A 9,339-nucleotide genomic window follows, 5' to 3' on the forward strand; every position below is an offset into this window, starting at 1 on the left:
CGCGAGACGGATTACGGCCGGGTGGACCAACATTCGTCGGCCGTCCGGGCCCCGGGCGACGCGCGGCACACCTTCAATCGGGTGCCCGACTACCCCGTCCCCGGCGCCGATCCGGTGGCCGGCGCCTGGACCGGCGGCCGGATCACGGTATCGAGTTCGTCGTCGGATTCGACCGCCATGCCCGACGTCGCACCGGCGACCTCGCCGGCCGCCGCGATCGACGGGGATTCGGCGACCGCCTGGGTGTCCAACTCGCTGCAGGCCGCCGTCGGTCAATGGATGCGGATCGATTTCGACCACCCGGTGACCAACGCGGCGATCACGTTGACGCCCAGCGCCACCGCCGTCGGCGCCCAGGTGCGTCGCATCCTGATCGAAACCGCCACCGGCAGCACCACTTTGCGCTTCGACGAGCCGGGCAAGCCGCTGGCCGCGGCACTCCCCTACGGCGAGACGCCGTGGGTGCGGATCACCGCGGCGGGCACCGACGACGGTTCGGCCGGGGTGCAGTTCGGCATCACCGACCTGACGGTCACCCAGTACGACGCGTCCGGGTTCGCCCACCAGGTCGACCTGCGACACACCGTGCGGGTGCCGGGGCCGCCGGCGGGCACGCCGGTCGCGGGCTGGGACCTGGGATCGGAGCTGCTGGGCAGGCCCGGCTGCGCCCGCGCGCCCGACGCCGTGCGCTGCGCGCCGTCGATGGCCCTGGCCCCGGAGGAACCGGTCAACTTCAGCCGGACGCTGACCGTGCCGACGCCGATGACGGTCACCCCGGCGGTGTGGGTGCGGCCGCGGCAGGGCCCCAAGCTCGCCGACCTGATCGCCGAGCCGAATACCACTGTGGCTCATGGTGATTCGGACACAGTGGACGTCCTCGGTTCGGCCTACGCGGCGACGGACGGCGACCCGGCAACCGCGTGGACGGCGCCCCAGCGGGTGGTGCAGCACAAGACCCCGCCCACCCTGACGCTCACCCTGCCACGGCCCACCGAGGTCACCGGCGTGCGGCTGACTCCCGGCCAATCGGTGCTGCCCGTGCATCCGACGATGGTGGCCGTCAACCTGGGCGACGGGCCGCAAGTGGCCGCGGTGAAAGCCGACGGGACGCAATCGATTCCGGTCAAACCCCGGGTGACCGACACCGTGACCGTCAGCCTGCTGAACTGGGCGGACGTCATCGACCGCAACGCGTTGGGTTTCGACCAGCTCAAGCCGCCCGGGCTGGCCGAAATCGCGGCGCTGGGCGCCGACGGCAACCCGATCGCGGCACCCGACCCCGGCCGCAACCGCGCCCGGGAGGTCACCGTCGGCTGCGAGCGCGGACCCGTCATCGCGGTCGCGGGCCGGTTCGTGCACACCGCGATTCACACCACGGTTGGGGCGATCCTGGATGACGCTCCCATCGCGGCGTTGCCGTGCGAACGCGACCCGATCGAGCTGCCCGCGGGTCAACAGGAATTGCTGATCAGCCCAGGCGCTCAGTTCGTGGTGGACGGGGCCCAGCTGTCCGCCCCCGTCCCCGCCGAAGCCGCACGGCCCGTTCGGGTTTCGTCATGGCGGGGATGGGGCCCGGATCGCCGCGAGGTGCAGGCACCGGCCTCGACCACCTCCCGCGTGCTGGTCGTCCCGGAAAGCATCAACCCCGGTTGGGTGGCGCGCACCAGCACCGGGACACGCCTGACGCCGATCGCCGTCAACGGGTGGCAGCAGGGCTGGGTGGTGCCCGCGGGCGACCCCGGGACCATCACGCTGACGTTCGCCTCCAACTCGCTCTACCGGGCGGGCCTGGCCGTGGGGCTGTCCCTGCTGCCGCTGCTGGCGCTGCTGGCGCTCTGGCGCACCCGGAGAAAGGGCGTCGACGACACGGCCGAGCCCGCGCGACCGTGGCGGCCCGGCGTGTGGGCGGCCGTCCCCGTGCTGGCCGCCGCGGCGGTGATCGCGGGCGTGGGCGGCGTGGCGGTGATGGGGGTGGCCCTGGCCCTGCGGTACGCGTTGGACCAGCGGCGCTGGGAGCACCTCAGCGTGGTGTGCGGCGCCGGCGGGCTGATCCTGGCGGGGGCGGCGCTGTCGCGCCAGCCCTGGCGGTCGGCCGACGGCTACGCCGGCCACTCCGCGAGTGTCCAGGCGCTGGCCCTGATTTCGCTTGCAGTGCTTGCCGCTTCGGTCGTGACCGCACCGCGTCGGCGGACCGCTCGGGCCGACGGGCCGCGCGACGAATAGTCGGCCGGGCTATTGGCTACCCGTTTACCGGCTGATTGACTGGATACGCGGGTTGGCGTAACCGCCATCGACCGAGGAGCTAGCGCCATGGACTGGTTTTCCGCACCCCAATATTGGGTGGGCAGACTGGTGCTCGAGCGCGGCGCCGCGGCGATCTATCTGCTCGGGTTCGTTGCGGCCGCGGTCCAGTTCCGCGCGCTCATCGGTGAGCGGGGCATCCTGCCCATTCCGCAGTTTCTGGCGCGCCAATCGTTTTGGCGCACGCCGAGCCTGTTTCATTTGCGCTATTCCGATCGGTTGTTTGCGGCCGTCGCCTGGTTCGGAGCGGCGTTGTCGGCGGCCGTCGTCGCCGGGGCCGCCGACGCGATGCCGCTGTGGGCCGCGATGGCGATGTGGCTGACGCTGTGGGTATTCTATCTGTCGATCGTGAACGTGGGGCAGACCTGGTACTCGTTCGGCTGGGAATCACTGTTGCTCGAAACCGGCTTTCTGATGATCTTTTTGGGCAACCACGACGTGGCACCTCCTGTCCTGACGTTGTGGATGGTTCGGCTGCTGTTGTTCCGTGTGGAATTCGGCGCGGGACTGATCAAGATGCGCGGCGACCCGTGCTGGCGTGACCTGACGTGTTTGTACTATCACCATGAGACGCAACCGATGCCGGGCCCGTTGAGCTGGTTTTTTCACCATCTCCCCAAGCCGCTGCACCGGATTGAGGTGGCGGGCAACCATTTCGCGCAGCTGATCGTGCCGTTCGGACTGTTCGCGCCGCAGCCGGTGGCCGGCGTGGCCGCCGCGATCATCGTCGTCACCCAGCTGTGGCTGGTCGCCTCGGGTAATTTCGCGTGGCTCAACTGGGTGACCATCGTGCTGGCGTTCAGCGCCATCGACGACGCGTCGGTCGCGGCGGTGCTGTCCACGAGCCTGGCCCCGGCGCATGCGGGTCCGACGCCGCTGTGGTTCATCGGCCTGGTCGTCGCGATCGCCGCGGCCGTGCTGTTCATGAGCTACTGGCCGCTGGCGAACATGCTGTCCTCGCGGCAGCGAATGAACATGTCTTTCAACTCGTTCCACTTGGTCAACACCTACGGCGCCTTCGGCAGCATCGGGCGGATCCGCCGCGAGGTGGTGATCGAGGGCACCGACGACGCGGTCGTCACCGCCCGCACCGTCTGGAAGGAATACGAATTCAAGGGCAAGCCGGGCGCGCTGCGCCGGCTGCCGCGACAGTGGGCCCCCTATCATCTGCGCCTGGACTGGCTGATGTGGTTCGCCGCGATCTCGCCGGGCTACGCGCAGCCGTGGTTGCGGCCGTTCTTGCAGCGGCTGCTGGAAAACGATCGACCCACGCTGCGGTTGTTGCGGCACAACCCCTTCCCGGATGCACCACCGAAGTTCGTGCGGGCGCAGCTCTACCAGTACCGCTTCACCACGCCGGCCGAGCTGCGTCGTGATCGGGCCTGGTGGCATCGCGGCCTGATCGGCGGGTACGTGCCGCCGATGAGTCTGCCGCGGGTGACCACCGCCACTTGAGGCCGAGAAACGGGTGTCCCGGCGCGGTTCCGTTCACCGCAATTCAAACCCTGGTCAGCCCAACCGATCCGCCATAGCCTCGCCTGGCACTGCGCCGCAGTTCTTGCCGGCGCGAATCGCACGTGTCGAACCGCTACGAGGATACGCAACCTGTGAGTCTGTCCAGCACTTCGCTTTTGGCCCGCACCGGGCGACCTTCGGTACCGCACCGAACCGCTCGGTCAACCCGGTGTCCGAGTCGGCGGAGTCCGATGTCGGCGCGGCGCTATGCCGCGGTCCTGCTGGCCGGCCTCGCGCTGCTGCTGCCGGCGTGCGTCTCCCGCCAACACGCCGCCGGTCCCGGTCAGGTGCCGACGCAAGTCCCGCTGTCCCAGCTGGCCGACCTCACGCTGAAGGTCGGCGATCAAAAGAGCGTGGCCACCGAAGCCATGCTGCGCGCCGCCGGCCAACTGCAGGGCCTTGCGTACCGGATCGACTTCTCGACCTTCACCTCCGGGCCCCCGATGGTCGAAGCCGCCGCCGCGGGCAAGATCGATTTCGCCATCACCGGTGACACCCCACCGATCTTCGGCGCGGTCGCCAACGCCCGCATCAAGGTGGTGTCCGCCTACGACGGCGGCGGTCCCGGCGACCAGATCCTGGTCCACACCGATTCGACCATCCGGTCGGTCCCCGACCTGCGCGGCAAGACGATCGCGCTCGCCAAGGGCAGCTCAGCGCACGCCAATGTGCTCGACCAGCTGGACAAGGCCGGTCTCAAACCGGCCGATGTCCACCTCGTGTTCCTGCAGCCCGCCGACGCCCTGTCCGGATTTCGTAACGGTCAGGTCGACGCCTGGGCGGTGTGGGATCCCTATACCGCCCAGGCCGAACAGCAGCTCCCGGTGCGCGGCCTGGTCACACGCAAGCACAAGTACTCGTTTGGCATCGCCTCCGACAAGGCACTGGCCGATGCGAAGACCAACACGGCCCTGGGGGATCTGCTGACGCGATACGCCCGAGCCGCGGCATGGGCTCGCGAGCACCCGCAGGAGTGGGCCGCCGAATACGCCAAGTCCGCCGGCGTCGACCCCGCCGTCGCCGCCGTCGCGCAGGGACGCACGCTGCGCCAGCCGATCCCGCTGGACGACACCGTGGTGGGCGCCGAGCAACGGCTCACCGATCTGTTCGCGGCCGCCGGCCAGATCCAGTCCGCGCCGCATTTCGGCGACTGGGTGGATCGTCGCTTCAACGCCACGGCGGCGACTCACTAATCCGCTGAGGGCTGTCGCTCCGAGGTCCGCGCACCGCGGCTACTTCCGGTAGGACAGCGCCCCGGTGCCCGCTAGCTTGCCGCCTTCGACGATCAGGTACTCGGGGCGGATCGGCGTGCCGGCGAACCAGCTTTCCAGGATTTCCCTGGTGCCGGCCGCGTAGCGCGCCTGCGCGGACAATGTGGTGCCCGAAACATGCGGTGTCATGGCGTTATTCGGCATCGTCCGCCAGGGGTGGTCGGGTGGCGGTGGCTGCGGATACCACACGTCCCCGGCGTAGCCGGCCAGCTGACCGGACCGCAGCGCGCCCGCGATGGCCTCCGGGACGGTCTCCTCGGCGCGGGCCGTGTTGACGATGTAGGAGCCCCGCCGCATCGTCGAAATCAGCTTCTCGTCGAACATCCTGCGGGTGCCGTCGTAGAGCGGCGAGTGGATGGACACCACGTCGACCGCCCGCACCAGCGATTCGACCGTGGGGTGAAACGTCACGTTGAGTCGTTTCTCGGCTTCCGGCGCCAGCCGGCGGGTGTCGGTGTAGTGCAGGTTGACGTCGAACGGTGCCAGCCGGCGCAACACCGCACGCCCGATCCGCCCGGCGGCAATCACTCCGACGTCCATCCCCTCCAGGTCGTAGGCGCGTGCGGCGCAATCGGCGATGTTCCAGCCGCCGTCGGTCGCCCACCGGTGCGACGGCACGAAATTGCGGACCAGCGCCAGGATCTGCATCACCGTGTGCTCGGCGACGCTGATGCTGTTGCTGTACGTCACCTCGGCCACGGTGATCCCGCGCGCTTGCGCCGCGTCCAGATCAACGTGGTCCGAGCCGATGCCGGCGGTCAGGGCCAACTTGAGGTTGGGCGCCTTGGCGATGCGCTCCTTGGTCAGGTAGGCCGGCCAAAACGGTTGCGATATCACGATTTCCGCATCGGCCAGCTCGCGCTCGAATTCCGAATCGGGGCCGTCCTTGTCCGAGGTCACCACCAATTCGTGCCCGGCGTCTTGGAAGAACTTGCGCAGCCCCAAAGCGCCCGAGACACAGCCGAGCAGCTCGCCGGGAGTGAAGTCGAGCGTCGACGGGGTCGGCACGGTGCTGCCGTCGGGGTATCCCTGGATCGCCGGGACGCTGTCGCGCGCGTAGTGCGGCGGGTACCCGTCGACGGGATCGGGGTAGAGCACCATCACACACTTGGCCATCGAGTTCTCCTTCAGCCGGCGGTCAGGCCCAGTCTCAGACGGCGACCGCGCGGTTGTCCAAGACGCGATTCCGACCGGCCGATAGGCGGCGCCGATCAGCGCCGCTAGGACGGCTCGCTGAGCGTCGCGCCGATGCGGGCCTCGCGCGCGGTGCGGCGCAGCGCGCGGGTCAGCAACGAGCCCGGCTCGGCCCGGTTGGTGACCAGCGCTATCAACGCGGTGACCGACGGGCGCCGCAACGCCAGCACGCTGACCCCGGCGGGCACGCCCAGGGTGTGAATCCACGGTTGCGGCACGATGCTCGCCCACCGGCCGGTGCGGACGTGCGCGAACAGCGCTGCCACGGAATCGGTTTCCAGCCGCGGGGTCACCTGCAGGCCATGGGTGGCCAGCGCGTCGTCGATGAGCCGGCGCCCCCGCATGCCCTGCGTCAGCAGGCACAGCGGCAACTGCACGGCGTCCGACCACGTCATGTTTTTCGCTTCGCCACCAAGGAGTTCGGCGGCGGCGATGAGCACCGGCTGCTCGTGATACAGCGGGGTGACCAGCAGGTCGGCCGTGTCCTGTTGGTCCGGATACAGGATGCCCGCGTCCAGTTCGAACCTGCGGACGCGTTCCACGATGCCGGCCGAGCGCAGGTTGACCTCGAGCTGAACCCGGACCAACGGATGCGCCGCGCAGAACGGATCCGTCAGCAACGCAACGGTAGTCGACGCGGCCGGTACCACCCCAAGCCGCAATTCACCGGTCAGGCCGGCCTGCAGCGCGGTGACTTCCTGCTTGAGGGCGTCGCGGTCGGCCAGGATGCGCCGCGCCCACGGCACCAGCCGCTCACCCTCCGGGGTGAGGCCCTCGAACTTCTGACCGCGCCGCACCAACGGAACGTTGAGTTCCGATTCGAGCTTGCGGATCGCTTCCGACAGCGCGGGTTGGGAGACGTAACAGGCGCTCGCCGCGCGGGCGAAATGGCGCTCCTGCGCGAGCGCGACGAAGTACTCCAGCTGACGGAACAGCATGTGCCCATTCGATCACGTGGCCCGGCGGGACGCTCGTTCGCAGGTCTCCCGAAGGCCGGCGCGCTCTCTAGAGCGTTTCGTCCAGCTCGCCGAGGCGGTCGGTCAGCCGTAGATTCTCGGAGTAGTCGACCGGGCAACTGATCAGCGACACACCGTCGTCGTCGAGCGCGGCCCGCAGCGTGGGCAGCAGTTCGTCGGCGCTGTTGATCCGGTATCCCTTGGCGCCGAAGCTTTCTGCGTACTTGACCACGTCGGGGTTGTTGAACTTCACGTAGTAGTGCGCCCCGAGCTCGAGGTCCATCTTCCATTCGATGAGGCCGTAACCACCGTCCTCCCAGATCAGCACCACCAGCGGGATGCGCTCGCGCACGGCGGTCTCGATTTCCTGCGAGTTCATCAGGAACGCGCCGTCGCCGACGACGGCCAGCACCTTGGCCTCCGGCTGCGCCAGCTTGACACCCAGCGCCCCCGGGAGGGCAAAACTCATGGTGGACAAGCCATTCGAGATCAGGCAGGTATTGCGCTCGAAGGTCGGGTAGAGCCGCGCCATCCACATCTTGGTGGCTCCGGTGTCGACCAGCACGATGTCGCTGCGACCCAGCGCCGCGCGGGTATCGGCGACCACCCGGGCGGGCGCCAGCGGGTAGCGCGAATCCTGTTGTCCCCGTTCGAATTCGTCGGCCAGCAGGCCCGAGCCGGGCACATCGGCGGCGTGGTCGAAGGTATGACCGGACAGCGCGTCGGTCAGGGCGTTCAGCGAGTCGCTGATGTCGCCGATGATCCCCACGTCGACGGAGTAGTGCGCGTCCACCTCGGCCGGGAAGCGGTGGATGTGGATGATCTTCTTGTCGCCCTGCGGGTTGATCCGGACCGGGTCGAATTCCTGCAACTCGTAGCCGACGGCGATGACGGCGTCGGCGTTGTCGAAGCCGAAGTTGACGTAGTCGTGCCGCATGAAGCCCAGCGTCCCGATGCTGTTCGGGTGGTCGTCGGGCATGACGCCCTTGCCGTGGAACGTGTTGGCCACCTGGATGCCGAATTCCTCGGAGAAGCGCACCAGGGCCTTGGTCGCGTCGGCGCGCGCGGCGCCGTGCCCGGCCAGCACCACCGGGCGTTTGGCGTTGCGCAGCACATCGACGGCGCGCGCCACCTGGCGCGGGGCCGGCGCGTCGGCGCGGACGACATTGCGGGGCAACGGTCGCAGGTCGTAGTCGGTGTCGTCGGCGTCGATGTGCTCGGGCACCGCCAGGTAGACCGCGGCCGGACGCTCGGCCTCGGAGACTTTGAACGCCTTGCGGACCATCTCGGGGATGGCCCGCGCGGTCGGGACGCCGGCCGACCACCGGGTGATGGGGGCGAACATCGACACCAGGTCGACGTACTGGTGTGACTCCTTGAACTCCCGGTCGTGGCCCACCTGCGCGGAGATGGCGACCAGCGGGGTGCTGTTGGTGGTGGCGTCGGCCACCCCGAGCTGCATGTTGATGGCGCCGGGGCCCAGCGTGGCCGAGACCACCGCGGCGCGTCCGGTGACCCTGCCGTACATCTCGGCCATGAACGAGGCGGCCTGCTCGTGCCGGGTGAGCACATAACGGATGGACGAGGAAGCCAGCGCCTGCACCAACCGGATGTTCTCCTCGCCGGGCACCCCGAACACGACGGAAACACCCTCGTTTTCCAGGCACTTGACGATCAGCTCAGCGGCTTTGGTCATCCGACACCTCCCTTAGGGGAACGATAGTGGCAGGCTAGGTGTTGGACTTTTCAGCCGTAAGCAACACGAACCCGATGAAGGAGGGCCGACGTGCCCATCGCCACCATTAACCCGGCTACCGGCGAGACAGTGAAGACCTTCACCCCGGCCACCGACCAGGAAGTCGACGCCGCGATTGCCCGTGCCTACGAACGCTTCCTCGATTACCGCCACAACACCACGTTTGCCCAGCGGGCCGAGTGGGCAAACGCCACCGCCGACCTGCTCGAGGCGGAGGCCGACGATGTCGCCGCCATGATGACGCTGGAGATGGGCAAGACCCTGAAGTCGGCCAAGGCGGAAGCGCTGAAGTGCGCCAAGGGTTTTCGCTACTACGCCGAAAACGCCGAGAAGCTGCTGGCCGACG

Annotated in this window: 6 protein-coding genes and 1 pseudogene; 4 read left to right on the top strand and 3 right to left on the bottom strand. The window is 68.8% G+C overall.

Going from position 1 to position 9,339, the window contains the following annotated elements:
• From A9W96_RS05505 to A9W96_RS05515, 3 genes and pseudogenes are all read left to right on the top strand, one after another.
• Nucleotides 1-2,223: pseudogene (locus tag A9W96_RS05505) on the top strand (discoidin domain-containing protein); the annotation flags it as partial.
• An 87-nt stretch (nucleotides 2,224-2,310) separates the two neighbouring features.
• Nucleotides 2,311-3,756, top strand: coding sequence for a lipase maturation factor family protein (locus A9W96_RS05510; RefSeq protein ID WP_067138318.1), 1,446 nt, complete (start codon nucleotides 2,311-2,313; stop codon nucleotides 3,754-3,756).
• A 251-nt stretch (nucleotides 3,757-4,007) separates the two neighbouring features.
• Nucleotides 4,008-5,009 (top strand): ABC transporter substrate-binding protein, encoded by a 1,002-nt coding sequence (locus A9W96_RS05515; RefSeq protein ID WP_066865956.1) that lies wholly within the window; start codon nucleotides 4,008-4,010, stop codon nucleotides 5,007-5,009.
• Nucleotides 5,010-5,048: 39 nt separating this feature from the next.
• Here A9W96_RS05515 and A9W96_RS05520 read toward each other — a convergent pair whose 3' ends face one another.
• The 3 genes from A9W96_RS05520 to A9W96_RS05530 all read right to left on the bottom strand — a co-directional run bounded on the left by A9W96_RS05520 (nucleotide 5,049) and on the right by A9W96_RS05530 (nucleotide 8,933).
• Nucleotides 5,049-6,203, bottom strand: coding sequence for an NAD-dependent formate dehydrogenase (locus A9W96_RS05520; RefSeq protein WP_067138320.1), 1,155 nt, complete (start codon nucleotides 6,201-6,203; stop codon nucleotides 5,049-5,051).
• Nucleotides 6,204-6,307: 104 nt separating this feature from the next.
• A complete protein-coding gene (locus A9W96_RS05525; protein WP_067138322.1) occupies nucleotides 6,308-7,219 on the bottom strand; it encodes a LysR family transcriptional regulator in 912 nt (303 codons plus the stop codon).
• Nucleotides 7,220-7,286: 67 nt separating this feature from the next.
• Nucleotides 7,287-8,933: an acetolactate synthase large subunit gene (locus tag A9W96_RS05530; protein WP_066865964.1), complete on the bottom strand. Its 1,647-nt coding sequence runs from the start codon at nucleotides 8,931-8,933 to the stop codon at nucleotides 7,287-7,289.
• A 90-nt stretch (nucleotides 8,934-9,023) separates the two neighbouring features.
• Here A9W96_RS05530 and A9W96_RS05535 point away from each other — a divergent pair.
• On the top strand, nucleotides 9,024-9,339 hold a 316-nt coding region (locus tag A9W96_RS05535; protein WP_156765122.1), incomplete at its 3' end, for an aldehyde dehydrogenase family protein.

The organism is Mycobacterium sp. 1245852.3 (genome assembly GCF_001669335.1).
In the GTDB taxonomy this organism is placed as follows: domain Bacteria; phylum Actinomycetota; class Actinomycetes; order Mycobacteriales; family Mycobacteriaceae; genus Mycobacterium; species Mycobacterium europaeum_A.